The organism is Streptomyces sp. NPDC048383, assembly GCF_040651775.1.
Taxonomy (GTDB): Bacteria; Actinomycetota; Actinomycetes; order Streptomycetales; family Streptomycetaceae; genus Streptomyces.
Genome location: NZ_JBEZKS010000058.1, coordinates 13,638 through 37,440 on the forward strand (window position 1 = coordinate 13,638; position 23,803 = coordinate 37,440).

At 67.6% G+C, this 23,803-nt stretch carries 25 protein-coding genes, 1 tRNA gene and 4 pseudogenes; 8 read left to right on the plus strand and 22 right to left on the minus strand.

The genetic code is table 11. The annotated features are described in order from the left end of the window. Positions 1-116: 116 nt before the first annotated feature. The 7 genes and pseudogenes from AB0D46_RS30850 to AB0D46_RS30880 all read right to left on the minus strand — a co-directional run. A pseudogene (locus AB0D46_RS30850) lies at positions 117-364 on the minus strand (transposase); the annotation flags it as partial. A gap of 182 nt (positions 365-546) precedes the next feature. Then, entirely contained in the window at positions 547-1,053 is a 507-nt protein-coding gene (locus AB0D46_RS30855) for a response regulator transcription factor (protein WP_362882353.1), read from the minus strand. After that, positions 951-2,003, minus strand: coding sequence for a PAS domain S-box protein (locus tag AB0D46_RS30860; protein ID WP_362882355.1), 1,053 nt, complete (start codon positions 2,001-2,003; stop codon positions 951-953). Before AB0D46_RS30860 ends, AB0D46_RS30855 begins: the two co-directional genes overlap by 103 nt. Positions 2,004-2,038: 35 nt before the next feature. Next, positions 2,039-2,731 carry a response regulator transcription factor gene (locus AB0D46_RS30865; RefSeq protein ID WP_362882357.1) on the minus strand — a complete coding sequence of 231 codons (693 nt, stop codon included), beginning with the start codon at positions 2,729-2,731 and terminating at the stop codon, positions 2,039-2,041. Beyond that, on the minus strand, positions 2,728-3,162 hold the full coding sequence (locus AB0D46_RS30870; RefSeq protein ID WP_362882358.1) for an STAS domain-containing protein: 435 nt from the start codon (positions 3,160-3,162) through the stop codon (positions 2,728-2,730). The genes AB0D46_RS30865 and AB0D46_RS30870 overlap by 4 nt, the downstream gene beginning before the upstream one ends. 573 nt (positions 3,163-3,735) lie before the next feature. Beyond that, positions 3,736-4,170, minus strand: coding sequence for a hypothetical protein (locus tag AB0D46_RS30875; RefSeq protein WP_362882360.1), 435 nt, complete (start codon positions 4,168-4,170; stop codon positions 3,736-3,738). A gap of 182 nt (positions 4,171-4,352) precedes the next feature. Continuing rightward, entirely contained in the window at positions 4,353-4,982 is a 630-nt protein-coding gene (locus AB0D46_RS30880; RefSeq protein ID WP_362882361.1) for a class I SAM-dependent methyltransferase, read from the minus strand. Here AB0D46_RS30880 and AB0D46_RS30885 point away from each other — a divergent pair. Further along, a pseudogene (locus tag AB0D46_RS30885) lies at positions 4,971-5,930 on the plus strand (IS5 family transposase). The gene AB0D46_RS30880 and the pseudogene AB0D46_RS30885 overlap by 12 nt on opposite strands. A gap of 195 nt (positions 5,931-6,125) precedes the next feature. On the opposite strand, the gene AB0D46_RS30890 reads toward AB0D46_RS30885, so the two are convergent. Then, complete coding sequence (locus AB0D46_RS30890; protein WP_362882363.1) at positions 6,126-6,806, minus strand: hypothetical protein; 681 nt, start codon at positions 6,804-6,806, stop codon at positions 6,126-6,128. Between the two features lie 464 nt (positions 6,807-7,270). On the opposite strand from AB0D46_RS30890, the gene AB0D46_RS30895 reads away from it, so the two are divergent. Then, positions 7,271-7,462, plus strand: coding sequence for a hypothetical protein (locus tag AB0D46_RS30895; protein WP_362882365.1), 192 nt, complete (start codon positions 7,271-7,273; stop codon positions 7,460-7,462). Positions 7,463-7,481: 19 nt separating this feature from the next. Here AB0D46_RS30895 and AB0D46_RS30900 read toward each other — a convergent pair whose 3' ends face one another. Both AB0D46_RS30900 and AB0D46_RS30905 read right to left on the minus strand, forming a co-directional pair. Continuing rightward, positions 7,482-7,697 carry a hypothetical protein gene (locus AB0D46_RS30900; RefSeq protein WP_362882367.1) on the minus strand — a complete coding sequence of 72 codons (216 nt, stop codon included), beginning with the start codon at positions 7,695-7,697 and terminating at the stop codon, positions 7,482-7,484. Between the two features lie 98 nt (positions 7,698-7,795). Beyond that, positions 7,796-8,143, minus strand: coding sequence for an STAS domain-containing protein (locus AB0D46_RS30905; protein WP_362882369.1), 348 nt, complete (start codon positions 8,141-8,143; stop codon positions 7,796-7,798). Positions 8,144-8,330: 187 nt separating this feature from the next. Here AB0D46_RS30905 and AB0D46_RS30910 point away from each other — a divergent pair, with 187 nt between their 5' ends. Together AB0D46_RS30910 and AB0D46_RS30915 are read left to right on the plus strand one after the other, a co-directional pair. Next, on the plus strand, positions 8,331-8,525 hold the full coding sequence (locus AB0D46_RS30910) for a hypothetical protein (RefSeq protein ID WP_362882371.1): 195 nt from the start codon (positions 8,331-8,333) through the stop codon (positions 8,523-8,525). Between the two features lie 367 nt (positions 8,526-8,892). After that, positions 8,893-9,174, plus strand: coding sequence for a hypothetical protein (locus tag AB0D46_RS30915; RefSeq protein ID WP_362882373.1), 282 nt, complete (start codon positions 8,893-8,895; stop codon positions 9,172-9,174). Positions 9,175-9,444: 270 nt separating this feature from the next. On the opposite strand, the gene AB0D46_RS30920 is transcribed toward AB0D46_RS30915, so the two are convergent. From AB0D46_RS30920 to AB0D46_RS30975, 12 genes and pseudogenes are all read right to left on the minus strand, one after another. Continuing rightward, entirely contained in the window at positions 9,445-9,909 is a 465-nt protein-coding gene (locus tag AB0D46_RS30920) for a hypothetical protein (RefSeq protein ID WP_362882375.1), read from the minus strand. Positions 9,910-9,971: 62 nt separating this feature from the next. Beyond that, positions 9,972-10,157, minus strand: a complete 186-nt coding sequence (locus AB0D46_RS30925) for a hypothetical protein (protein WP_362882377.1) — start codon at positions 10,155-10,157, stop codon at positions 9,972-9,974. 129 nt (positions 10,158-10,286) lie between these two features. Next, the gene (locus AB0D46_RS30930) at positions 10,287-10,748 is read right to left on the minus strand and encodes a restriction endonuclease (protein WP_362882379.1); all 462 of its coding nucleotides are present in this window, start codon (positions 10,746-10,748) and stop codon (positions 10,287-10,289) included. A gap of 824 nt (positions 10,749-11,572) precedes the next feature. Continuing rightward, complete coding sequence (locus AB0D46_RS30935; protein WP_362882381.1) at positions 11,573-11,953, minus strand: DUF6009 family protein; 381 nt, start codon at positions 11,951-11,953, stop codon at positions 11,573-11,575. Positions 11,954-12,116: 163 nt separating this feature from the next. Continuing rightward, positions 12,117-13,697 (minus strand): phage/plasmid primase, P4 family, encoded by a 1,581-nt coding sequence (locus AB0D46_RS30940; RefSeq protein ID WP_362882383.1) that lies wholly within the window; start codon positions 13,695-13,697, stop codon positions 12,117-12,119. Further along, the gene (locus AB0D46_RS30945; protein ID WP_362882426.1) at positions 13,694-14,752 is read right to left on the minus strand and encodes a bifunctional DNA primase/polymerase; all 1,059 of its coding nucleotides are present in this window, start codon (positions 14,750-14,752) and stop codon (positions 13,694-13,696) included. The genes AB0D46_RS30940 and AB0D46_RS30945 overlap by 4 nt, the downstream gene beginning before the upstream one ends. A gap of 1,001 nt (positions 14,753-15,753) precedes the next feature. Continuing rightward, a complete protein-coding gene (locus tag AB0D46_RS30950) occupies positions 15,754-15,948 on the minus strand; it encodes a DUF6207 family protein (RefSeq protein ID WP_362882428.1) in 195 nt (64 codons plus the stop codon). Between the two features lie 89 nt (positions 15,949-16,037). Beyond that, complete coding sequence (locus AB0D46_RS30955; protein WP_362882384.1) at positions 16,038-16,466, minus strand: hypothetical protein; 429 nt, start codon at positions 16,464-16,466, stop codon at positions 16,038-16,040. Positions 16,467-16,579: 113 nt separating this feature from the next. Further along, positions 16,580-16,693: pseudogene (locus AB0D46_RS30960) on the minus strand (helix-turn-helix transcriptional regulator); the annotation flags it as partial. Between the two features lie 330 nt (positions 16,694-17,023). Beyond that, positions 17,024-17,566, minus strand: a pseudogene (locus AB0D46_RS30965) (YrhB domain-containing protein); the annotation flags it as partial. A 237-nt stretch (positions 17,567-17,803) separates the two neighbouring features. Further along, a tRNA-Gln gene (locus tag AB0D46_RS30970) sits at positions 17,804-17,879 on the minus strand. Positions 17,880-17,945: 66 nt separating this feature from the next. Then, positions 17,946-19,313 carry a hypothetical protein gene (locus AB0D46_RS30975; protein WP_362882386.1) on the minus strand — a complete coding sequence of 456 codons (1,368 nt, stop codon included), beginning with the start codon at positions 19,311-19,313 and terminating at the stop codon, positions 17,946-17,948. 400 nt (positions 19,314-19,713) lie between these two features. On the opposite strand from AB0D46_RS30975, the gene AB0D46_RS30980 reads away from it, so the two are divergent. The 4 genes from AB0D46_RS30980 to AB0D46_RS30995 all read left to right on the plus strand — a co-directional run bounded on the left by AB0D46_RS30980 (position 19,714) and on the right by AB0D46_RS30995 (position 23,799). After that, complete coding sequence (locus tag AB0D46_RS30980) at positions 19,714-20,103, plus strand: hypothetical protein (protein WP_362882388.1); 390 nt, start codon at positions 19,714-19,716, stop codon at positions 20,101-20,103. Positions 20,104-20,308: 205 nt separating this feature from the next. Continuing rightward, positions 20,309-21,205 (plus strand): tyrosine-type recombinase/integrase, encoded by an 897-nt coding sequence (locus AB0D46_RS30985; RefSeq protein ID WP_362882390.1) that lies wholly within the window; start codon positions 20,309-20,311, stop codon positions 21,203-21,205. Positions 21,206-21,295: 90 nt separating this feature from the next. After that, positions 21,296-22,765, plus strand: coding sequence for a site-specific integrase (locus tag AB0D46_RS30990; protein WP_362882392.1), 1,470 nt, complete (start codon positions 21,296-21,298; stop codon positions 22,763-22,765). Next, on the plus strand, positions 22,765-23,799 hold the full coding sequence (locus AB0D46_RS30995) for a hypothetical protein (RefSeq protein ID WP_362882394.1): 1,035 nt from the start codon (positions 22,765-22,767) through the stop codon (positions 23,797-23,799). The genes AB0D46_RS30990 and AB0D46_RS30995 overlap by 1 nt, the downstream gene beginning before the upstream one ends. The last annotated feature ends 4 nt before the right edge of the window (positions 23,800-23,803 follow it).

Consider the following 23,803-nt stretch of genomic DNA (forward strand, 5'->3'; position numbering starts at 1 on the left):
ACCCCTCCGCCGACTACTCGTTCGGCCCAACGAACAGGCGGGGCACGAAGCAACGGGAGGGCGGAGGCCAGCCGCAGCTGCTTTGCACCGTGGGTCAGAGATAGGACACCGGGGCCAAGGAGCGCCGCAAAAACCCGCTCCCATGTGTCGTTCACGGCCCACCTGATCAGGCGCTTGTGCGCAGTTTGGAACGGACCCAGCTCTTCTGGCAGGTCACGCCAGGGTGAGCAGGTGCGGTACTTCCACGCGATGGCTTCCAGGGTCCGCCGGCGGTGGCCCATCGTCGTCCGCGGACCGAATCAGCAGGCATCAGCGGCTCGATCCGGTCCCACATCGCATCAGTGATCATTAATCGGACAGGCATGTCCGATCAACTGCTCAACCCATCAAAGGGACACGCTCTAGCGGATCCCCTCATGGGCCGCCGCCGGCCCGGCCCTGGGCGTGACCGGCGGCCGAGGAGTGGATCCGAGCGACCGCAGGAGGCCTTGTCCTACGTCTGCAGATGGCCCCGGAGTGAGTCGGGCCGCCACCGCGCCCGGAACCTCAGCCGGCCTTCTTTGCGGTTGCCGCCCGGCGCAGAGCGGACAGGAGTTCGCGATTGCTCACGCCCTTGAGCACGTACGCGCAGACGCCGGCGTCCATCATCTGTCCGATGGTGCCCTTGTCGTCGTAGGCGGAGAACGCCACGATCCGGCTGGACGGGGAGCAGCGTGCGATGTCTGCGGCCACGGAGGGGCCTCCGCCGGGGAAGCGGACGTCCAGCACGACGAGGTCCGGTTGATGACGGTGTGTGAGTCGAAGCGCCTCCTCGCCGTCGCGCGCGGCTCCTACTACTTCTATATCGGGCTGGGCCTGCAGAACTTCGCGGAGGGTCTCCAGCAGCATCAGGTTGTCATCGCAAAGGAGCACACTGAACGAGAGGTCAGGGGAGCAGCCCGGCGCCGGTGTCATGGTGTCTTGTCCGGTGTCGAGGCCGGGACGGGAGGGGGGTTCGGTACCCAGAACTCGACCGTCGTCCCCGTTCCGGGGCGGCTGTGCATGGACCACCATCCCCCGGCCGTTTGGGCTCGTTCCCTCATCTCGATGACCCCGAAATGCTCGCGGGCTCCGTCCGAGGACATCGGTACGCCGGTTCCGTCGTCGACCACGCGCGTGAGTATGCCTCCGTCAGTTGACGTGATCAGGAGGTCGACCCTGTTCGCGCGTGCGTGTTTGTGCACGTTGAGCAGGGCTTCCTGAACGATGCGGAAGATGGTGATGGCTGTCTCGGGTGTGGGTTCGTGGTCCAGCTGGTGTTCGAAGGCGTAGGGCATTCCCCAGGAGCCCAGGACGTCGTCCAGGTGACTGGAGAGCCCTTCGACCAGCCCGTGCCTGTCGATTCCGGGCGGATGCAGCCGGAAGGTCAGACTGCGCAGGCGTGCGATCGCCTCGCGTACCGAGACTTCGAGTCGCTGCAGTTCCGCGGAGTACGGTGGTGGCACCCGGTCCGCCAGCAGCTCCAGGCGCATCCCGGCCGCGACCATGGTCTGGATGGAGTCGTCGTGGACATCCCACGCGATGCGGCGGCGCTCCGTCTCCTGTGCCTGGACCAGGTGGTCGAACAACCGCCGTCGCTCGCTGAGGGCGTGCTGCGCCGCTCTTCGCTCGGACATGTCCCGGGTGACCTTGCCGAATCCCTGGAGAACGCCCTTCTCGTCCCACAGGGCTGTGATGACGACGTTCGCCCAGAAGCGGGTGCCGTCCTGACGAACGCGCCAACCCTCGTCCTCCAGTCTCCCTTCGGCCACGGCAGTCTCCAGCTCCCACTGCGGCTTGCCCGACGACTGGTCCTCGGGCGGGTAGAAGACCGAAAAGTGCCGCCCGAGGATGTCGGCGGCCCTGTATCCCTTGATCCGCTGCGCCCCCGCGTTCCAACTGATGATGTAACCCTGGGGGTCGAGCATGAAGATGCCGTAGTCCAGCACCCCCTGCACGAGGAGGGTGAACGCCGCATCCGACATCGGAGCCGTTTGCTTGCGCTCTCCGGTCTCCCGCGTCACTTGAGAAGCCCTTCACGTCGCGCGATCGCCACGGCTTCCAACTGGGAACGCGCTCCCAACTTTTCCAGTACCCGCTGGACGTGGTTGCGCCCCGTGTTGAGAGCGACCCCCAACTGAACGCTGATCTCCGCGGTGGTCCGCCCTTCCTGCAGCAGATCGAGGGCCTCCCGCTCCCGCGGAGTCAGGTTCGCACCGAGCCCCCGCACCCTGCCCGACAGCCTTTCCAGCACATCGCCGAGCAGGTCTTGGCTGAACACCACCTCACCCGCCGCCACCCGACGAACGGCGTCCTCCAGCTCGTTCAGACCGCGAGCCTTCAAAATCAGCCCGGATCCGCCGGTCTCCGCAACGCGCGCTGCCACCGACCCGCCGCCCTCGCCCGCCAGGACCAGGACACGCACGTTTGGGACGAGTGCCAGCAGGTCGGCGATGGCGGCGACCCCGTCCCCATCCGGCAGCCGCCGGTCCATGAGGACGACATCCGGTTCACAGCAGGACGCGTCGGCAAGGGCCGATGCCACCGACGCGGCGCGTCCCACGATCTGCAGATCAGGCGAGCGCTCCAGCGCAAGGCATATCGCTTCGGCCACCATGTCGTGGTCCTCGACCAACAGGATCCTGACAGGTCGGCTGTGCGGGGAGGGTGAAGGCATCGGTGCATCCTTGCAGGTGGCGGACCGCACGATCATGCCAGAAGGTTCCGGAGCAGTGACTCCGTGATTTCTGCGGGTTGCACGTCCCGGCGCGTTGCGACGGCGCCCGAAGCGCAGTGATCCAGATTCAACTTCGTACCGGGGTGAGTGTTCCCCTCGGTGAGGATGTCGCCCGTTCCGGTCAGGGAGAGCAGCAATGCCACCTGCGAGCCGATTCCTTGCACAACGAAATCCGCCCCCGCCCGCAAGGCGGACACTCGGGCCGCGAGCAGGGCACCGAGACCGGCACAATCGCAGAAGGAGACATCGGTCAGATCGACACGCACGCTCGTCGGCTCCTCCGCAAGACAGAGCACAACCGCGTTCCGGAGGTAGGGGGCGGTATCCCAGTCGAGTTCACCGACGAGAGTCACCCGCGCGGCGCCCGACTCGACCACGGCATGCGAAGTGAACGCATGAACAGCCACAGCCTCCCCTACCTCCCGTGCTCACGCAGTACGCACTACGTAACAAAGCCCCTGAGTACTGTCCTGGGGCAGAACCCGGCCTCAGCTCGCTTCGCCGCCAAATAGTGCAGACATTGGTGCCATCTAGTGAATCTGCACTAGATGAAGAAGTCAACACGGGCCGAGAGGCGCGATCCCACAACTGCCTACGGTCATGTACACGGCAATGTCAGCTCCTTGTTGGCCGCCAACGCGCCCCGACCCACCCCGCCGCGACGGGACGTGGCTAGGAGCGGTGGAGTCGAGGTCAAAAGACTGTTGGCAACCTCAGCAGGCGACGTGGTGGACCGATGGCGCGGGCGGCGATGCGCAGCTGGTAACGGGGTAGCGGCGGCGTCCGCCGGCGGAACGCAGCGACCGCATCGGCCTGCGGTCGCGTGGAACCCACGCTGCCCGAACGCCGCCAACCAGGCGTAAAAGCGGCCCGGGAAGGGGATGACCCCGCCCTCGTCCGCCACGGTCCCGATCCCCCGGCCCGCGAGAACGACCCGGTATGTCGCGGGCAGAACACCGGCGCTGCTCAAGTGATCGGGATCAGTCCGTGTCGATGCCTCGGGAGGCGAAGGCCTCCGCCGCGTCCGGCACCGCCAGGACGCCGTCGTCCACGAAAGTGACCTCCCGCAGGTTGGGCAGCAGGTCGAGATCGTCGAGCGACCTGACGTCGAACAGGTCGTCCTCGCCGTCCCAGGCGGGGGCGCAGTGCCTGAAGACTTCCGCCCCTGCGTCGAAGCACAGCTCCTCGATGCCAGCGAGCAGCTCGGCCGGTATCTCCAGGGCCTCGAAATGGGCCCGGGACTCCGGCAGCACCTCCGTATGGAGGCCATTCCCCAGGACGTGCGACGCGGGGTCGCCAATCCCCTGCTCGGCCAGCCGCGCGGGCAGGTCGTAGACCGGGAGGAGCGGCTCGGGGCCGTACATGAGCTCCTCGATGACGAGCAGCTTGAGGTTGAAGTCGCGGAACTGGCTCATGGAAGATGACTACCACGGTAGGACGAAGGGTCCGGATCCCGGCCCCCGGGCCAGGTACAGCGCTCGGGCTGCGCTCGCGGCAGCTAGGACCTGTCTGACAATTCTTGTCGAATCAGCGAGCGCCCGTTGAGTAGGCGGTCCGGAGGCACGCCGACCAGCTCGCACCTTTTGCCGGGCAGAACCTATGGGCGGCGGGCCAGCAAGTGTGCGTCGAGAAAGCCCCGTTCGGAGGCCGGGTCGTGGAGCAGCCGAGCGAAAGGAACGAGCCCGGCATCGGCCAGCAGTTCGGCGAGGTGGTCCGCCGGCCAGCTGTAGGCAGGTGCGACCTTGTGGTCGAACTGGACCGGCTCCGGTCCGTCGGTCCCGAAGAAGGAGACCAGAAGCACGCCACCCGGCGCCAGGACGCGGACCTGCTCGGCGAGCAGCTCTGGCAGTTCGCCCGGTGGGGTGTGGATCATTGAGTAGTGGGCCAGTACGCCGCCGAGCACGCCGTCCTCGATCGGCAAGGACTCCATCCGCGCCTCCTGGAAGCGCAGCGCCGGGTTGGCCCGTCGAGCGTGGTCGACCATGCCGTGGGACAGGTCGAGTCCGAAGGCGTCCAGGCCCAATTCGTGCAGCATGGCCGTCAGATGTCCGGGCCCGCATCCAACGTCCGCTGCCCGCAGGTTGCCCGTCGCGCGCACCAGTTCGGCGAAAGTGCTGATCATGGCCCGGGCGAACGGCTGCGTCTCCAGCCGGTCTGCGAACAGTGATGCGTACAGCTCAACGACTTCGTCGTAGGCCGCCCTGGTCTCGTCCTGATGATTCGCCACAGGGAGGACCTTATAGCCGGTCCGATAATCAATCTTGTGGCAGCTCGAGGCGAGGTGACAGACGCGGCGTGGGAGCGGATAGAGCCCCTGCTGCCGCAGGCGGACGGACGTGGCCGTCCATGGCGTGATCACCGGCAGGTGGTCAATGGTGTGTTGTGGCGGCTGCGGACTGGGGCTCCTTGGCGCGACCTGCCCCAGCGGTACGGGCCGTGGCAGACCGTTTACGAGCGGTTCGCCCGCTGGGAGGCGGACGGCACCTGGGCAAGACTGTTGGAGCACGTCCAGGTCCGCGACGACGCGATGGGCCGGGTGGAATGGACAGTCGCCGTCGATTCCACGATCAACCGGGCCCATCAGCATGCCGCCGGCGCACGCAAAAGGGGGCAGCAGGCCGGGACAATCTGGAAGATCCGGGCCGCTCACAGGCACGCCAGGCCCTTGGTCGCTCCCGAGGCGGGCTGACCACCAAGGTCCACCTCGCCGTCGACGGCCGGGGCCTGCCATTGTCGATCGTGCTCACGCCCGGCAATGTCAACGACGCCACCGCGTTCACCCAGGTCCTTGACGAGATCTGCATCCCCCGCATCGTCACGGGCCGCCCGCGCACGACGCCGACGCGGGTGCTGGGCGACAAGGCCTATTCCAGCCGGGCGATCCGCCACCTGCTGCGGCGTCGGGGCATCACTGCCACGATTCCCGAACGCCGCGACCAGATCGCCAACCGCCGTCGACGCGGCAACCTCGGCGGCCGCCCACCCGTCTTCGATAAAGAGGTCTACCGCGACCGCAACGTGGTCGAGCGATGCTTCTCCCGTCTCAAGCAGTTCCGTGCGATCGCCACCAGGTTCGACAAGCTCGCCACTCGCTACCGCGCCGGAGTCATCCTGGTCTCGCTGATTCTCTGGCTTCGTGAATCGACCAGGTGATCATTTGTCAGACACGCCCTAGCACGCGGATCCGGGCGTCGATCGCCGCCCGATCCTGACCTGGCCGCTGCGCGGCGGGACAGGCACAAGGCAGGGCTCTTTGCAGGTCAGGAGTGAGCAGCAGCCGGCGAAGGCGGGGGGAGGTGTTCGACGGTCCAACGACGTTGATGTTCTGCCGGCGCGAAGACGGGACCGCTACTGCTGCTTCCCGGCCGCCTCAGCCAGGCGGGGTCGCTACCCAAGCCGCCATCAGCCCTGCCAGGCGCGCGTGAAGTTGCTCTCGTTCAGCCGCAGCCGACTGGTGAGCGGCGCGTGCCCGTACCCGTTCTGCCTCCAACGCATCGCGTGCGCCCCCATACGACAGGAGGGCTTTAGCTGACGCCTCCTCCATCCCGTCTGTCGTCAGCGCGCCAAGGAGTGCGCTTTCGTCCGGACCTGGCTCACCCCTCTCCAAGGCCCGCCTCTGCGCGATGTAGAACCGTACGATCTGATCGCGCAAGTCCCGAAACGGATTGCCATCCTCTTCGTGCCACTGCTCCACCTCAGCCAGCATGTGCAGAATTCCGAACTCAAGTGCTCCGGGGGCCGCTCCCTCCGGCTCCGGAGCAGCAAGGACTTTGTCCAGGGCCTGGATTCTCAGGGCCGTATCCCGGATCTCCGGCGTGGGAGCCAGGAACCTCAGGTTCAGCGTGGCCCCGTTCGTGTCGGCGCTCAATGGGTCGCTGAGGAAGTCTGTCACCGCCTTGTGTTGATCCTTCACATGCGATCCGCTCCAGGCAACGGCAGCCGCCCGGCGTGCAGCCCGCCCCGTTGCGGCCTTGTTGATTAGAGCGCCAATGGTCGCGGCCACAAGGACGGCGGCGGGCCCGACAATCACGGCAATCTCAGTCGAAATCACAACGATGACGTTCCCGCAGATGTCGCCTTGAAGTATCTGACTTGAGCAAGATTGGAGGTTTGCTCGGCACGCACAGCCTCCCGGGTGCGGGTGCACCAGCCTGCCCTGGTGACCGTCACCATGGACGCGGCTCACGCGCAGGCCCCTCGCCGCGCTTCTCACTGTCCGTCGTGACCTACCCGTAAACGCCCCGCCCCTGAGGACGAGCCCCGCTGGGTCGCGGGGCCGGCCGCCGCGACAATGGCGGTGGCCGTGGCTGCCTACGCAACAGGGTCGTACGCCAGGGCTCTCGCCTTACCGGCGCCGGGCGCCCATCAACTCGCTGCTCATCGCAGGTTCCCCGATCGACCTGGACAGCTTCATGCCGTACGGCATCGCTCCGGACTGCGACCGAGTCCGGCTCGTGGACGCCGGCGGCCTACTCCATCTCCTGGCCCTGCACCGGGCGGGCGGAAAGCCTGGGCTTGCGCGTCCTGGTCCTCGGCTGGCAGCCGCAGCCCCAACAGTTCATGGCCGACGTCGCCGGCATCCGCGGGCGCGGCTCGGCCACCGGCGAGCGGTACGCGCTGGCGGGCTTTCGCCGGCTGATCGAGGAGCGGGCGCAGCGCGCACGCGACCTCTCAGATTCCGGAGCCGGATGGCTGTCCGGCGTCTAGCAAGGCCCGGCCCTGTTCCTCACACGGACGGTTCCCACTCCTCGGGGCCGGCGCCCCGCCACTCCACGAAGGCCGGGTCGGTGAGGTCCACGTCCTCGGCGTTCTCAAGTCCGGCCTCGGCGAGGAAGACGCGGATGTCGGACGGGCGGTGGGCGACTCCGATGGCGGTGCCGTCGGAGCGGACCCGGCGCCAGCCCTGTGCGTCCGCCGGGTAGACGATCAACTTGGCGGCCATGCGCCCAGCCTCCGTCCCGTCCGCGCGCGCGGCACCCGTCGGCGCCCGAACGGGTGACGTCCTCTGGAGGCTGGCGCGCGGGGCGGAGTCCTCGCCCGTCAGCCGGCCTCGCGGTCCGGCAGGTGTGCGGCGCTGGTCGCGGCCTGCACGGTGGGGTGGAGGTGGCGGACGGTGTCGGCGCCGGTCATCTCCCGGAGCCGTTGGAGCTGGTGCCGGGGTGCCGCGATACGGAGCTCGGTCAGGGCGTGGACCTGCAGGAGAAGGTTGAGGAAAGAGGAGTCGGCGAAGGTGATGCCGCTGGTGTCCAGGATGACCACGGGGTGGGCGTGGGCCGCGGCCAGGAGGGAGTCGGTGATCGGGGCGCTGGTGTCGAGGTCCATGTCCCCATGGGCCACGACCACGGCAGGGGGGCGCGGGGGTACGGGCAGGTGAGCGTCGGCGTCCATGCGGTCAGCATGCCCCGACGCCACCGGATGGCCAAGGACGCCGTGTCGGCCTCACCACGCAGGACGCCCTCACCGGGCCTGGCAGGTCGGAAAGGATTCTGGGCATGCTGATCGACAGGGCACGGCGGGCCGCCTCGACGACAGAACCAGTGCGGCCGCGACCAACTCCCACTGCAGCTGTCGGTTGGTGACAGCTGTGCATCCCGGCCTGGGGCGCGGCGCGCTGCCCACGAGCGAGTGGGACGACAAGAAGGACCCGAAGCCGCCCAGATCGCCGCCGAGCACAGGACGCCTGTACCCGACGACGACCGGCCAACAGGCCCGAAGCAGCTGGCGCGGCCTGGTCATCGCACGGCAGGCGCACCTGCGCGCCAGGCACTGACCAACAGCGGGGGCCGTCTCCAGGGACAGCCCCCGCCGTCCTGGTCAGTCCATGTACGCCCGCGCAATACACCTCCCCGCTCGTCCACGTCGCCGGTCAGCTGGTAGCTCCACCCGGCCTCCCGAAGTACCTCCCGTCCGTTGAATCGGTAGTGAGAACCCGCCCGTGCGCCGGGCCAAACATCAAGATCGCTGGCGTCATGGCGCGAACCGTAGAGGGCTCTACCCGCATAGCGTCGCGTGCACGCGCGAGACCACGACGCACAGCTTTTAAAGGTCGCGCAGATAGGGGGTTGTCCGGGCGGTGTTGGGGGCGTACGCCCCGGCTAGGCTCAGACGATCATTGTTTCGGATCGTTGTGAGGGGTCATGGCCGTCACCTACTTGATGCTCGCGCGGCTACCTGCAGGGGGCTCGGGCGCCTTCGACGCTTATGAAAGCGCCGTTCTGCCCCTCCTTGCCGAGCACGGAGGGTGTCTTCAGCGTCGACTGCGCACTCTGGACGATCGGGTCGAGGCCCACCTGGTGACCTTTCCCAGCAGCGAGGACTTCGCCGGCTACCGAGCCGATCCCAGGCGTTCTACCGCTGCACCACTGCTGGAGTCGTCTGGGGCAGTGATCGAACTACTCGCGGTGCGCGACGTGCAGTGACGGAGGGAGGCGCCAGCAGGTTGGGGCGGCAGATGAGGCAGGCACAGGCTTCGTGATCATGGAGTTGCGTCGGAAACGGTGACCCGGACGGCGGCGGTGATGAGAAAGGCTGTGGGGAAGACCAGGAGTATGAAGCCCAGGTCCGTTGCGCGGGGTCCACTGCGGCCGCCGGCAGGAGAGCGGCGGCGGAGACCAGGTCGGTCGCGACCATCCACCCGCTGACGAGGGAGCGGCGCCAGACCATGACCGTTCCCGGTGTCCCTTGCCGGTTCATGCCCGTTCCCGAGAGATGAGCCAGCCGGCCACTGCGACGGCGAGCCCCACCCCCGCGGCTATGACGACCTGTTGAATGGAAAGTCGCATGTCCTGGCCTTCCGTAGCGGTGCTGACCCACATGGCGAGCACGAACAGGCAGGCGGTAGCGGACGCTAGGCCCCAGGCGAAGACGCCCAGCGCTCGGACGGTGATGACCGCGGTCTTGGCGGACACGAGAGCCGCGCCAATGCCAATGGTTTCGATGAGGAAGACCAGCAGGTACTGGCCAAGTGCGGCGCCGGGGGAGCTGAAGCCGTTGGCGTTGCCTTCGAGAGTGAAGTGGGTGGCGACCTGTCCGGCGAAGGAACTCCTGAACAGGAGAAACGCGACGGTTGTGCCGATGGCTCCCACGGCGAACGGCGCCGCCAGTGTGAGGGCCTGACGGGTCGGGGTTAAAGACGTCCTGTTGTTGCCTGACATTGCGATGTGTCCCTTTTCTCTCGATACCGCATAGGAATTGTCCGGGTCGTGCGTGGGACCAGTTAATGTCGCCAAAGACACGGTGGTGGCACAACATCGGCCAGGGCGTCGCCGCCTTTGAGGCCGGCCGTGCCGAAGCCGAAGAGCACGGCGCCGCCGGTGAGCGCGCGATGATGCAGGTCCGCCTCGCCCTCGCACTGTCCTTCGCCGACCCGAACCGAGCCGACGCCGAGCTTTCCCTCGCCCACCAGTCCTGGAAGGCCTCGCCCAACGGTCCAACGCCCTTTTGGCCCAGGTCGTCGCCCCGCGCGTACGACAAGAGGGAGGGCCCGGCGGTCTCCCGCCGGGCCCTGCCGTCCGTCATCCCCTTCGGCCGGTCAGGCAGAGGGACGCCGCTTGGTGCCGCCACCACTGCCGTTCAACGGGATCAGCGTCTCCAGGTGAGCGCCCTTGACCCAGGAGCCCAGCAGATCGCGGTGCAGGGCCACGATGTCCTGGCGCAGCGCCAGGCCCAGCGCGTCCCGCGTGAAGGCGTGGCCGGTGGTGACGAACAAGGCGACGTCCGCGCCGTGCTCGAGGCGGGCGGTGCCGACGAACTTCTGTATGACCTGCGAGGGCACGCTCCGGTGCGCCGCGTACTTCTTGCACTGGATGACCAGCTTGCGGCCGTCGGCCAGGTAGCCGACGACGTCCGCGCCCAGGTCGCCGCTCTTGCCGCTGACGACGACCTTTCTGCAGCCGTCCCTCCGGCACAGCTCCGCGACGTACTTCTCGAAGTCCAGGCGTCGACCTCGGTCATGGACAACTCGCGCGCCCGGGCCTCCTCCTGCGCCCGCCACGCGCGGTCCTGGCCGACCGCCCGGCGGTGCGCCCGCAGCAGCGCCCAGCCTGCCCCGCCCAGCATGGCCGCGGCGAGTACAGCCACCAGGACGGGCCAGACCATCGACCAGTTCCCGGCGATCCACACCACGGATCACCGCCGCCACCGCACCCCAGACCTGCAACCGTTTGCGGGTCTGCTTCTTCAAGCGCCGGCGCCGTCGACGTGCCGCCATCACTCCACCGCTCCCCAGGTCCGTGGCATGGGGTCCTCCGTTGTTGTCCCGGCCGGGGACCGGGTGACCGTCTGGGCGGCCGCCTGCGGCCTAACGGGGCTCACGTGGTCCGAGAGGCGCGGCGGGTGGGGATCGGCGCTCTCCAGTTCAGCGGCCTGGTCGGAATCCGACCAGAGCGTTCCTGGGTCCGCGGCACGTCTCGCTACTGCTCTCCCGCCCGCTCGTCGTCGGCGGCCTCGTCGATCGCCTTCAGCAGCCGCATCGAGCGTCCTGGTCACCACACCGTCCACGAGTGATCCGGGCGACTCGCTCGTCCGGGTTCATGATGGACCCAGCCCTCCCACCGTGGGACCGATGTGTTCGCACTGGGACAGGTGACCGCGTACGCCGCCATGGGTGGTGGATCGACTGTGCACTCATCTCGGCTCCCTGCGTCGAATGCTGTTGCGAGTCTGCCCCTTCACAGCGCCTGGCGGCGATCCTCGCTGTGGCAACAGGAACGGCATCAAGTGGCCGGCCGGTGTGGCCGGATCCGACTCTGCCTTCGGTCCCTGGAAAAGGCCCAGCTCAGAGCACATATAAGAGCGACAGGGGCTGAAGGGACTGAATCAGGCAACTGTTTCGCTGGCTGCGAGTCCTCGCTGGGAGCGTGGGGTTTTGAGGCCGACTTTGCGGGGCTCGATCGTGCGTGGGTCCACGGCCTCGCCCGGGGCGCCTTCCTTGTAGAGGCCGTTGGGCTCGGCGTCCCGGTCGTGCGGGAGGAGGTAAAAGACGCGACGCTTTTGCAGTCCGCTGTCGGGGTCGGCCTCCGCCGTGTCGCCGAGTTCGGTGAAGCCGATCATGCGACCGTCCCGGTAGTAGCGGGGCTTGCCCCGTCGGCGGGGTGTCTTGTCGAGGGCCTGGCGTACGTAGTCGAGTTCGTCGGGATCCTCCAGCCACACCACATTGTTCTCATGGGCGAGATCGCTCGGTTCGAGTAGCGAGCTCATGGCTTTCGTCCCTCCTCGGTCTTGCGTTCCTGCCCGGTAGGGCAGGCGGCCCTGTGCGCGGCAGGTAGCCGTATACCGGCTATGGGGTGCCGGACTTGGGTCATGGTTTCTTCCGTCCATCGTAGAGGGCTGGGATTGCTGCGGACAGTACGCCGGAGTCGGTTCACGCGCGGGCTGCGCCGTTCGTCGCGCTCGGTGGGCTTTCCTCGGTGAGGAGGGCGAGGCCGGGATAGAACTTCTGGCCGTTGGATCGGAGCATTTCGCTGGGCGAGGAGATACCGGCCTCGGCACGGATGCGGGTGGCGAACGCGCGGGTGGTGGCCGGGCGCAGTCCTTCACCTTCTTGGCACCAGGTGCTGTAGGCGCGGTAGAGGGCGCCTTGCTCGACGCGGAGATCGCAAGGTTCGTCGAGGTCGGTGGTCGTGGTGCAGCATTCGGCGAGGAAGCGGCCGATGTGGTCTTCGGTGGTGGCGTAGGCCTGGGTGGCGGTGCGGACGACGGTAGGTCCGCCCAGGGAGGGCTTGGTCGCGAGGTAGGCCATGGCCCCGTGGACCATCCATTGGAGGATTCCGGGGCCTTCGTCGGCGACGAGTTCTTCGGCGAGGTTGTCGATCTTGCGGTTGTCGGGGACGACCCGGTCGAAGGGGATGAGGCGGATGCGGCGCCAGAAGGCATGGCCGCCGGTGCCGACCTCGGGCCGGTGATTGCCGAGGAGCCACAGTTTGTGGGTCGGTTCGAAGCTGAAGAAGTCCTGGCGCATCCGGCGTGCTTTGAGTCGGTCGCCGCCGGTGAGGAGCTTGACGCGGGCTTCGTCGAATTTGTCGTGGGGCTTGAGCTCGCTGCAGACGAACAGTCGGCGGCCATGCAGTTCGGTGAGCTCGGTGCTGTGTTCGTTGAACTTTCCGCGTTCCATGAGGAAGCCGGGCGGGGCGACGTCGGCGTAGTCCCCGAGGATCTTGATGACTACGTCCATGAGAGCGGATTTGCCGTTGGCGCCGATGCCGTAGAGGAAGGGCAAGACTTGGCCGCCGACATCACCGGTGATGGAGTAGCCCAGGAGCAGGTGCAGGAAGTTGATCATTTCCCTGCCCTTGTCGTCGTCGCCGAACGTCTCGGTGAGGAAGCGTTCAAAGCGGGGCGTGGGCATGGCTTCGGGGGCCACGTAGGTGGCGCGGGAGTGCAGATCGCGCCGGGGATCGGGCTTGCGGAGATCACCGGTGCGAAGGTCCACGACGCCGGCGGGGGTGCACAGGGCGTACTTGTCGCCGTCAAGGGTGTCGGGGTCCAGGGCGAGTCCGGGTGAGGCCTTCGCCTGGGCGAGCATGGCCTTGACGCCGGACGTGGACATCGCCCGCTTGCGGTGCTGGTTGAGTTCCCGGTCGGTGAAGACGCCGCGCGGGTCGTGAACGGGCATGTCTTCGGCCATGTCCCCAGCGGCCCAAATGGCGGCCTTCTCGCCGCCGGTGCGCTTCCAACGGTATTCGTCCCAGACGTACCAGCCCAGTCCCTCGACGTGGCGGAAGCGGTGGTTGTGCAGGTGGGCGAAGAGCTTTGCGTTGCCGCGATCGGTGAGGTTTCCCAACAGCCCGGACTGGACGAAGTCTCCGGGACGAAATCCGTCGGCGGTCACTCCCTGTTGAGCGGGTAGCTGCGGGGTGGCCGAGAGGGTGGCTTCGGCGTTGAAGGCGGCGAGCTGCTCGGCTGCGGCATGCGCGTCGAATCCGGTGCTGCCTGCGCTGCTCATGAACGTCCCTTGGGGTGGATCGGGCGGTTGCTGCCGGCGCGGAGTGCGGAGTCGATGACGAGCTGGTTTCTGCGGCTCTGTCGGGGGCGTGCGGCATCTGCGGCTTCGGTCAGCAGGCCGGCGCAATCGGCCTGCGTGAGGTAGCCGGCCGCGGCCAGGCCTCCTGCGGTGAAAGCGGCTCGGTTGAGCTTTTCGGTGAATGCCGTCCCGGAGGGTGTGGTCGCACAGGCGCGGACTTCCTCGAGGAGGGGCCTGAGGATCCGGAGGGCGTCCGCATCGTCGGCACGCCTTTTGCGGGCATGAATCGGCGCGGGAGCGGGGGCAGCGACTGGAGCTGTCTCGGGGTTGCCGGTGTGACCTGTCCGGATGAGTTCGGCGCTCAGCCAGAGAGGCAGGATGGCGGGAGTGCGGGCTCCGGGCAGTGCCTGGTAGGTCCCTGAGCTGGTTCGGGTTCCGGGTGTGACGACGTATCCGCCCGTGGCCCGGATGTCTACCTGCCAGGCGAGCGCAACGCGGGGGCTGGAACCGCTGGAGGAACGGTAGCGAGGGCCACCGCGTGGCACTCGGTACCAGACATGCAGTCCACCCGACGGCGTCCGTACGCGAAGTGTCGCGGTGTCGTCTGCCGGATTCGGCTGTGAGCGGCAGGCCGCGAGAAGCGCAAGGGTGTCGAACCCGGAAACGAGGCCTGACAAATCGACACGCTCGTCTATGCGAATCCCGGGAAGCAAACGTTGCCGATCAGGCAGGACGGGTGAGTGGGCGTCGATGTCGATGACGAGGAGCCCTGCGGGTCCGCAGGAGACTGCGACGCCGAACTCGGGCGCCTGGCGCCACCACTTCTCGATCACTGCTTGGTCCGTTGTGGCGGCGTGGAAGCCGTGGCACCAGAGGCCCTGTGTGAGGCAGGGGCATGTCTGCGGCTCGTGTTGCTGCGCCGGAGGGCGGCAGGAGGGGCAGTTCGCCGGGGGTGTCTTCACGCCAGGCAGCAGCGGGTGTACGGGATAGCCCTGGGCCGCGAACCAGCGTGCTACTCCCGGATGCCGCTCGGACACAGTAGGGGTGGCTTGAGTCTGGTTGTAGGAGTGGGCTGGCACGTTCTGCTTCCTCGACAGGTTGCCTGCGGTGTGTCTCGATGCTGGTGTGAAGCCTCTGGTCTTGGCACAGGGACTGAAGGGACCGAAGTTTCAGTATTGCGGAGCCTAGCGCAGCGGATGACACGAACGCCGCACCTTGCTGGACCGTAGTCACTTTTCAGTCCCTTGAGTCCCTTCAGTCCGGCGCCAAGTAAGCCTCCTGTGAGGAATTTATCGATATGGCCTCTTATGAACCCCGGGCGTGGCGCGGAGATCGCGCCTTCAGACCCTTCACCCCTCGGTCCCCTCGGCGCCTCCATCGCCCTGCCCCCCTTCAGCACCTCCCCAAACAGGAAGCGCGCCCTGAACCGTCACCTTTCTGTCCTTCAGTCCTTCAGTCACTGCCAAACCTGCTGGGGGTAGTTCTCGGGCGGCGGCAGGGACTGAAGGGACCCAACTTCGTAGTTATGACTCAACCAAGGAACAGGGCCTCCTCTTCCACGCTCGCGTATACACACGCACACGAAGAGAGGAAGTAGTGAAACTGAGTCCCTTCAGTCCCTACATCGGGACGACGGGGGTCCTGACCTGCGATTTATTGCAGGGACTAAAGCAAGCGCCAGGGGAGGGACCAACCAACACATCAGTCCCTTGCCTCTACGACCGCTTGGGGGGCCTATCCCTTCAGTCCCTAGTCACGGGGACTGAAGGGACCGAAGGACAGGCACCAGGACCCAGCGCCTACTGGCTGACGGTGCCAACAGTGCACCGGACTACCCGCGGGACACAGTGGGGCCAAGCTCAGCTCACCCAAGAGCACAAGAGCTCCAGCGCACGTCCAGGCGGGCGCTCAATCCACAAGCGGCCGATCTTGCGGTGCTGCTCGGAATCCTGATCGCTGCGACGCAGCGCCGCCGAACGTGAGATATCCGGCTGATCCGCAGACAGCCCCAACTCCAGGGCAGGAGGGCGAGGTTCCTCTATGACTGGCCACCGGGCCGTAGCAGATCCGCGTACACCCGGACGCCGGCCTGGCCCGGTGCACGCCGAAGGCGTCCCGGTCCAGACGTCGCGTACAGCCGGCCCAGGGCGTCGACGGCGGCACGCACGGTGTCCTCGTCCGCCGGAAGCCGTCGGTGTGGTACGCGCTGCCTGTCGGCTGCCGGTAGGGGTATCGACTGGGCTGTGGATCACCGATGGGGATGTGTCGCGTCGGCTGGAGTTGGTCAGCCGGTGGCGGCCGGACATGCTGCCTGCCTTCGTGTCACTGAACTTGAGCAAACCGGGCTTCGGTGAAATGGCGGATGTGCTCGCCGGGATGGGCGTCGGAGTCGAGGCCGGTATCCGGTCGGTAGCCGATGCGCGTCTCCTCTTTGAGAGCACGACGGCCGGCTCGTGCGTCCGTGTGCTGGTGGAGGTCATTGGCATGCCGCGACAGCGTGCGTTGGATGAAGCGGATCGGATCCTGACGGTGTTGCACAGTGCCGGCCTCCCCGTCCCCGTGCTGTTGCACGGGGACGGGGATAGCACGTGGCCCGTACTGCACAGGGCTCTGGCTCGTGGATTGGAGAGCCGGGTAGGGCTGGAGGATGTCCTGACCGATGCTGCCGGTGCCAGGGTAGGTGGCAACGTTGATCTGATGCGTCTTGCACGCGGTTGCCGTCCTGGCGCGCCGGGTGACGGTTGTGTCCACGGGCATGGTGCCGAGGGACAGGGCACCGGTGGACGGGTCGTCGACGGCTGACCGCACACCAGGACTTGGGCCGGCCGATGCGGGCTCTTGAGGTCCCCTCCTTCCGCGCTGGTTCAGGAGATCCATCCTCTGTGTACCGCTTCGACCCCGGCTTGGAACCGGCTTGTCGCTTGGAGACGGTTGGTGAGGTCGCTGATAATCCGGCGCGTGGCGCGCACTGACCCCAGTTCCGACCGCCCTGCCTGGCTACCGGCCCGGCCGTCCCGTACCCGGGACGGCCGGGCCGGTGACTCGGGCAGGCCGATCGCCCTCGACTGTTCCCTGGACAGGAGCCCGCCCGCCCTCTCGGCGCCACCCACCTCACCCTGAAACTCCGGCAGCACGGAATCACACCCCTTGCCGGCCGCAACAGCGCCCGACTCGCCCTGGCCGCTTGCCAGCACCCGTCCTCGCCGACTTCACCGCGACCAGCATCGGCAACGCCACCCGATGGACCGGATACGCCAGACGCGACTGGTTCGACTGCATCACCACACGCAAGAAAAACTGACGCGAGGTCAGCCGGTAGGTCGGGCACCCCCACGGATGGTCGTCGCAGTCAGCACCGGCTTGACAAGGGGCACCAGCTCCTCCGTAGCGACCCTTAGAAGATGATCAGGAACAGTGCCGTCCTTCAAGGCGCCCACGTACTCGATGACCTCGGCAAGAAACAGCGCCGGCAGCCGCTGACGCAGGGTGTGCATGGCGTGGATTCGCCCACGAGCAGCTGCCACACCGTGAACCTCTTCGTGCAGATCATCCACCGCCGTCCGCACAGCCTGGCCTCGGATGCGGCTTCTGTAGTCGTCCGGCCACCCATCAGACACCGCCAAGACGACGCCGATCTGGTGCAGGCTCCCGTCGAGTCGATCAACCAGGTGGGGACCGTTTCCGACCACCATGAAGTCCGGGTTCCCGGTGCGCAGGTACTCCTCGGACGTCCAGGAGACGATCCACGCCAGCTCCTGCTTTTCCACTCCCGCAACAGCCATGAGCATCGGGTCCGGGCGCACCGAGCGGTCCGTCTCGTAGTCGCGTTCCAGCTGTTCTTCAACGATCCGAACTGCTGTTTCTCAATCGATCACGTGTGCAGCATCGCTCACGACCTCACACGGAGACCAGCGGGTTCTCGCGGTGCCAGCGAATCCGGGGACGCCGCTGACCTGCCAACGGTCCTCGACGACTGCACCGGAACCAGCGTCCGTAATGCCCTCCGCTGGACCGGCTGAGCGAAACGAGACCGGCTTGACTGCATCGCCAGCCCAAAGTTGGCCTGACCTACGCGATGGCAAGTGAAGTGGCGACGAGGGCAGGATTCGAACCTACGTCCACCCGGGATCAGAGCCGGGCGCTCCTCCGCAGAGCTTCCTCGTCGCCACGTCGATCATGGCTGGGGCTGCCGTTTGGGGCAACCAATTTCCCCACGCCCTGGGCAAGCAGTCACAGCCACTCCCTCGCCGCTGCGCGCTTGCCATTGCCGGAGAACACGCCTGCCGACCGGAGGGCACTGGCCATGAGAGGGTCCGCAACGGCAACACCGTGCACAAGCTCGGGCGTCCGGCGAAAGGCGACAGCCTCAGCAGTCGGCCTGGGGGCGGTCCAAGCGCTGGCGACGGGATCCCTCTGATGACGGGCACAGACTGCCTCGACCAACGAACGTGGGCAATCCTTCTCCCCTCGGAGTACCTCCCAGGGCAACGGCAGCTCTGCCCAGATGTAGGTGTCAGGGTGCAGCCCGCCGCCGCTCATGCGGTGCCAATACGCCACATCGGCAGCCATCAGGCGGGGAACCTTACCCGGGCAGACCCGGTCCAGAATCTTCTCCTGGCCCAGTTCGGACAGAATCGCGAACCAGTGCGCTCTGGCCGTGTTCCACGCCTGCGCGGCCTGATTCCACGTCGATGAGTCGTCGCCGCGGCGCACGATCATCGTTTCGCGCTCCAGCGGGTGCCGATTCCAGGCGTCCTCCAACAGGTCCGCGACCTGGCGCAGGAAGCCGTTCCATCGGACCAGCAGTTGAGCGAGGTCCTCCTCGGAGACTGCCGCGAGCACCTCCGACGTGGGATGCACATGCGCGACCGCAGACCAGCAGGTCTGCTCGGGCTGCGCGCGCAAGCGCTGAAACAGCGCCTCGGCGACCTCGTCGTAGACCTGGCGCTGGCGACCGTTCGTGAAGACGCTGCGCATGTAGCCCCGCGCCGTGATGTACGCGATGAAGGCCGCCGTGTTCGGGTCCACAGCGAAGAGGCCGTACGGCACTACGTGCGCGAGTGCTCCCTTACCCGTCATCGTCACCTCGCGGCGGTGTTGCTCGTGGATCAGCCGCGCCAGCTTGGCCTCCATGCGGCGCAGGAGACGGAAGCGCTTGTTGTACTGGCGCTTGGAGACCTCGCCGAGGCCGGCAGCAGTTCGCTCGGCCCGGTCGAGACGGTCCACGCCGAAGTCATTTTGGCCGTACACGCGGCCTATGGACTCGCCTGCAACGCGGATCACTACCTCGATCCGGTCCGGGTCGTCTCCGGCGCTGTCCGGAAGCTCCGGCACATCCGTGAACAGGCTTGCCGCACGGGCGAGCTGGCGCTGTGCGCCAACCGGGCGGGCAAAATCCTCCCGCATGGAGGTGTAGCCGTGCCAAAGGTTGCGCAGCGAGTGTTCGGCGGCCAATGCGGCCTCAGTGACCTCGTCGAGTTCGGTGCCCTGCGTCGCATCCAGATCCTGGATGAGCCGGGCTACATCCTCCGGACGCTTGCGCAGTGTGAGCGAGGCGTGCAGTTCCCGGAGGATTTCTTCGACGGTGGGCGACAGCATGAGCCTCACCTTGTCATTCCTCGGTCAAGCGCCCAACTGGATATCTACCGGCTGCAGCCAAGGACCACCCCGCAGCGGTGATGGCGGGATCGCCAGCCCGCCGCCGGGCCGCGACAGGACGGCTCGCTGTCCCACCAAGCCGACATCCAGGCATACGACAGCTGCAGAACAAGGGCACTCCGCCAATACCGACGTCCCTGGCCAGCTGCCTGGAGTGCCACGACGGCACCCCGGCCGATCCCGCCAGCTACATCGCTCCCCCGGCGGCCGCGTACCGGCTGGCCGCGTTAACGCATCTCACCCCGGCCGGATCGGCCGGGGCGAGATCACGGGCGCCGCAGCATCGGCAAGAGGCCGGCGCCCTGCTCCCTCACCCCTTCGAGATCAGGAGAACCCCGGCATGACGCATCACCGCCCCGCCCTGTTCGCCGCCGTCCTCGGCCTCGGCCGCGCCGCCTCCAACATCGGTGACCACTGGATCCAGAACGACCACTGCGCCCGGGTTAAGGCCGCCACCGACGCCAAGCCGGTGCTGATGCCCGCCGCCGGCCCGGACACGGAACCCGTCGCGCACGGCAGCCGGGACGGGATCAAGGCATGCGCCTGGCACTGCCTGACCTACACTGCCACGCAGGCCGTCGTGGTCGGGGCCGGCGCGCCCGGGTCCTGGGTATCCGACTGCACCCCGGTGCCGCCGCGGCCGCGCTCGCCCTGTCGGGCTCACCCACTACATCGCCGACCGCCGCGTCCCCGGCGGCGTCGATCCTCGGGAATTGCATCAGACGCGTGATCGGTCGTTGGCGAGTGGCCCTGGACTGCGGGAAGTGTACCGGCTCGCTACCTGACGCCATCCGCTCTGATCGACGTCCTGACCTGCAAGTTTGTTTGCGATCAGTCGTTAGATGCGTGATTCTTCCCTCTAATGCGAGAGGGTGGGAGTGTCCGACGGTACGAGGGAAGTGCAGGGGGCCGCGCGGCTTGAGCTGGTTTCCGGGGTGCATCTGCTACATCCCGAGGACGCCGTACTCGACGCGATGATGTCCGGCTGGGCACGGCAGCAGATTGGCGGCCGCGGCCTCCAGGCGGGAACGGCCGCCGGGCGCCAGCGGATCGTTGAGCAGTTCAGGGACTTCACGAATGAGTACCCGTGGAACTGGACGGCCGCCCACATCGACGAGTGGATGGCCGACCTGGGGATGCAGCACGACCGCGCCAAGTCGACGCTCCGCACCTACCAGGGGGCTGTGAGCCTGTTCATGGACTACCTGCTCGACCCGGTCTACGGGTGGGCGGACGTCTGCCTGGAACGGTTCGGCACGCACCCGACGGCGATCCTCCACGACGGCAACCGTCGCGAACACCTCGTGGATTACGAGGGCGAGGCAGAGCGTCGGCCGATGACGCGGGAGGAGTGCCAGCTCCTCTTCGACCACATCGACGCCCGCGTGGAGCGAGCGATCAAGCGGGGCCGCAAGGGCGCGCTGACCGCCTACCGGGATGCCACCTTGTTCAAGACGATCTATGGGTGGGGTCTGCGGGCCTCGGAGGCGTCCGGCCTGGACGTCGTGGACCTCTACAGGAATGCGCAAGCTCCGCAGTTCGGCCGGTACGGCATGGTGCACGTCCGCAAGGCCAAGGGCACCAAGGGCTCGGGGCCGCGGAGGCGGAGCGTCGCCAGCATCATGCCGTGGGCAGTGGAGTCCCTGGAGGACTACGTCGTCAACGTCCTTCCTCGTTACGGCTTTCCCACCCACCCGGCGCTCTGGCTGACCGAACGCGGTGGCCGGCTGAAGGTGGGCGAGATCGAGGACCGGTTCGCCCTCTACCGTGACGAGCTGGGGCTCCCGGAGGAGCTGGTGCCGCACTGCCTGCGGCATTTTGTCTCTGCTTAGTTCCCGTGTGGCGATTGACTCCAAGTAGGCATCTGGCCTTGGGGTTTGTGAGTTGCCGCGGGCCGTGTGGTGTTTCTACTGTCAGTGCCCGTGATCCTGAACTTCTTCTCGTCCCACGGCTGGCAGTCCTGGGACATCGAGCACCGGCCGTTGATCCCCGAGGGGATGCCCGTGCTCGTCGACGACGACCTGCGCTTCGAGGACGGCCCGGCCGTGCCGCGCCCGGCGGCGGTGGTGAACCGCTGGTTACGTGAGCTACCGGCGAGTGGGGCACCGGCGCCGAGCTCGTGGGAGAACTACGCGAGGGTGCTCAAGGCGTGGACGGAGTTCCTGGCCGAGCACGGGGTGGGGCTGTTCGACTCGCGTGAGCGGTTGAAGGCGGGCTTGAGCCGGTATGCCGAGCACCGGGCAGCGGGGCCGGCCGAGGCGCGGTTCGCGGCGACGATGTGGGGTCAGCACATGAGCATTCTGTCGTTGTTCTACCGGTGGGCGATGGCCGAGGACTACGCGCCGGCGGAGCCGTTCACCTACCGGTCCGCGCGGGCGCTGTTCGCCGGGACCGGCCGGGAGGTGCGGGTGAATCTGGCGGTCCGCCGCACGCCGAAGCCGCATGTGACGATCAAGTACCTGGAGCCGGACTTCACCGAGCTGTTCCGAAAGGGACTGCGGGGGCTGGCCCATGACGGCTCGCAGGACACCGGCTTCCACGGCCGGGAACTGACCCGCAACGCCGCGATCGCAGACCTCGCGCTGGCCACCGGCCTGCGGCTGCAGGAGTTCACCCACCTGCTGCCGTGGGAGATCCCCGCCCTGCCGCCGGAGCCGACCGCGGTGCCGATCCCGTTCCCGGTTCCGGCCGGGATCACCAAGGGGAAGAAGTTCCGCACCACCTGGACCTCCTACGAGGCCCTGGCCGGGTTGCACGACTACCTCGCGCTGGACCGCGCGGCCACGGCCGATGGCTCCGCCTGGAGGCCGCCGCGGCGGTGGGGTGAGCCGCTCATGGTGACCGAGCCCGAGCACCGGGGCGGGCGGGTCAACGGGGTGCGCCGCTCGTGGGACTCGCTCACCCCGGCCGAACGCCGCCGCCTGGTCGCCCCCGAGGGCGGCTCGTGTCTGCTGGCCGTGAAGGCCGGCGGCGGCCCGTTCACCGCCTGGGCCACGGTCTTCGAGCGGACCTCGGACCGGATCCGTGCCCGCTTCGAGCCCCGGTTCCCGCACGTCTGGCCCCACCGATGTCGCCACACGTTCTCGATGAGGACCTTGGAATACCTGGTCAGCGGGCACTACCGGCAGGCGGCGAAGCTGGTGCGGGACACCGACGCCGATGCCGCGCTGGTCTTCTATCTCTCCAAGGCCGACCCGCTGCTGGTGCTACGTGATCTTCTTGGCCACTCCACCGTCCTGACCACGGAAAAGTACCTGCGCCACCTGGACACGACCCGCATCTACCGGGACGCCTACGAGGGCGCCGGGGCGGCGGCGGGGTTGGCCAGCGGTGCGGAGGCCGAGCACGAGGCCGCGGCCGAGTTCGCCGACGACGAGGACGGGGGTGTGTGATGCCGACGATGCTCGTCGACGAGCCGCTCTCCCTGGCCTGCGTGTTCAACGACGGCCGTCGGGCCGAGTACTCCCTGGACGGGCTCCCCAACCCGCGCCTGGCCAGGGATCTGGCCACTGGCCTGGTCGATCTGATCCATCCGCACGGCACGGCGGATTCGGCCGGGACTGTCACTTTCTACGTCCAGGCTCTGCGGAACATGGTGCGAACCCTGGCCGAGCAGGGGTTCACCGGCGGAGCCGCCCAGCTGCGGCGCGGGCAGCTCGCCGAGTTCTGGATGGGCAGCCCCCGGCGGCTCGAAGCTCTGACCCGTGCCTTGTGGGAGGGATTCGCCCAGGTCGGAGGTGTCCTCGATGCCGGGGTGATGGAGCTTGCAACGGGTCGGCACTTCAATCCGCAGCCGAACCGGCACGTTCTGCCGCCCTACTCGGAGGCGGAGTGGCAGCGGCTGACCGAGGTCTGCCGGACCCTGGTCGACGATTCCTACACGGCCCACCGGCAGGCCCTGGCCGCTGCCGCCGAGGGGCGTCATCCCCGGGAGGGCGGGTGGAAGCCGGGGAATCTGCGGTGGCTGCTGGCCCGGGTGGGCCCGGTCAGCATCAGCGACTTCGGGCAGCGTTTGGATGTCTCGGCGGCGGTGGTCCACAACCGGGGCGGCTTCCACGACGCCACACGGGCCCTGTTCCCGCACCTGGACGTGCTGATCGCCTACCGGCTGCTGTTCGGCATCTGCTCGGGCATTGTCCCCGACGGCATCGTCCGAGGACATCGACTGGGCCGGGGACTCCACGGTCCTGCTCTCCTACGTCAAACGCCGCACCGCGGCGGAGAGCCTGGTGCTCCCGCGTCGGGCAGTGCGACTGCTGGAGCAGTGGCTGGCCCCCTCCGAGCTGCTGCGAAGCTTCGTGCCCGTGGGGGAACGCGGCCGCCTGTGGTTGGGGGTGAGCCGGGCCGGCGGCGATCGGCGAGTGCGGCGGATCGACCGCGTCGCGGTCCAGCGCGGGGTCCTTCGCCACGGTCTAACCGGGGATGACGGA

Bases quoted from the DNA above. Each gene is read 5' to 3' on its own strand.
- AB0D46_RS30855 (WP_362882353.1), bottom strand. From the start codon at position 1,053: ATGGTGGTCCATGCACAGCCGCCCCGGAACGGGGACGACGGTCGAGTT.
- AB0D46_RS30860 (WP_362882355.1), bottom strand. From the start codon at position 2,003: ATGTCGGATGCGGCGTTCACCCTCCTCGTGCAGGGGGTGCTGGACTAC.
- AB0D46_RS30865 (WP_362882357.1), bottom strand. From the start codon at position 2,731: ATGATCGTGCGGTCCGCCACCTGCAAGGATGCACCGATGCCTTCACCC.
- AB0D46_RS30875 (WP_362882360.1), bottom strand. From the start codon at position 4,170: ATGAGCCAGTTCCGCGACTTCAACCTCAAGCTGCTCGTCATCGAGGAG.
- AB0D46_RS30900 (WP_362882367.1), bottom strand. From the start codon at position 7,697: ATGGCCGCCAAGTTGATCGTCTACCCGGCGGACGCACAGGGCTGGCGC.
- AB0D46_RS30905 (WP_362882369.1), bottom strand. From the start codon at position 8,143: ATGGACGCCGACGCTCACCTGCCCGTACCCCCGCGCCCCCCTGCCGTG.
- AB0D46_RS30915 (WP_362882373.1), top strand. From the start codon at position 8,893: ATGGCCGTCACCTACTTGATGCTCGCGCGGCTACCTGCAGGGGGCTCG.
- AB0D46_RS30920 (WP_362882375.1), bottom strand. From the start codon at position 9,909: ATGTCAGGCAACAACAGGACGTCTTTAACCCCGACCCGTCAGGCCCTC.
- AB0D46_RS30935 (WP_362882381.1), bottom strand. From the start codon at position 11,953: ATGAGCTCGCTACTCGAACCGAGCGATCTCGCCCATGAGAACAATGTG.
- AB0D46_RS30940 (WP_362882383.1), bottom strand. From the start codon at position 13,697: ATGAGCAGCGCAGGCAGCACCGGATTCGACGCGCATGCCGCAGCCGAG.
- AB0D46_RS30975 (WP_362882386.1), bottom strand. From the start codon at position 19,313: ATGCTGTCGCCCACCGTCGAAGAAATCCTCCGGGAACTGCACGCCTCG.
- AB0D46_RS30980 (WP_362882388.1), top strand. From the start codon at position 19,714: ATGACGCATCACCGCCCCGCCCTGTTCGCCGCCGTCCTCGGCCTCGGC.
- AB0D46_RS30995 (WP_362882394.1), top strand. From the start codon at position 22,765: ATGCCGACGATGCTCGTCGACGAGCCGCTCTCCCTGGCCTGCGTGTTC.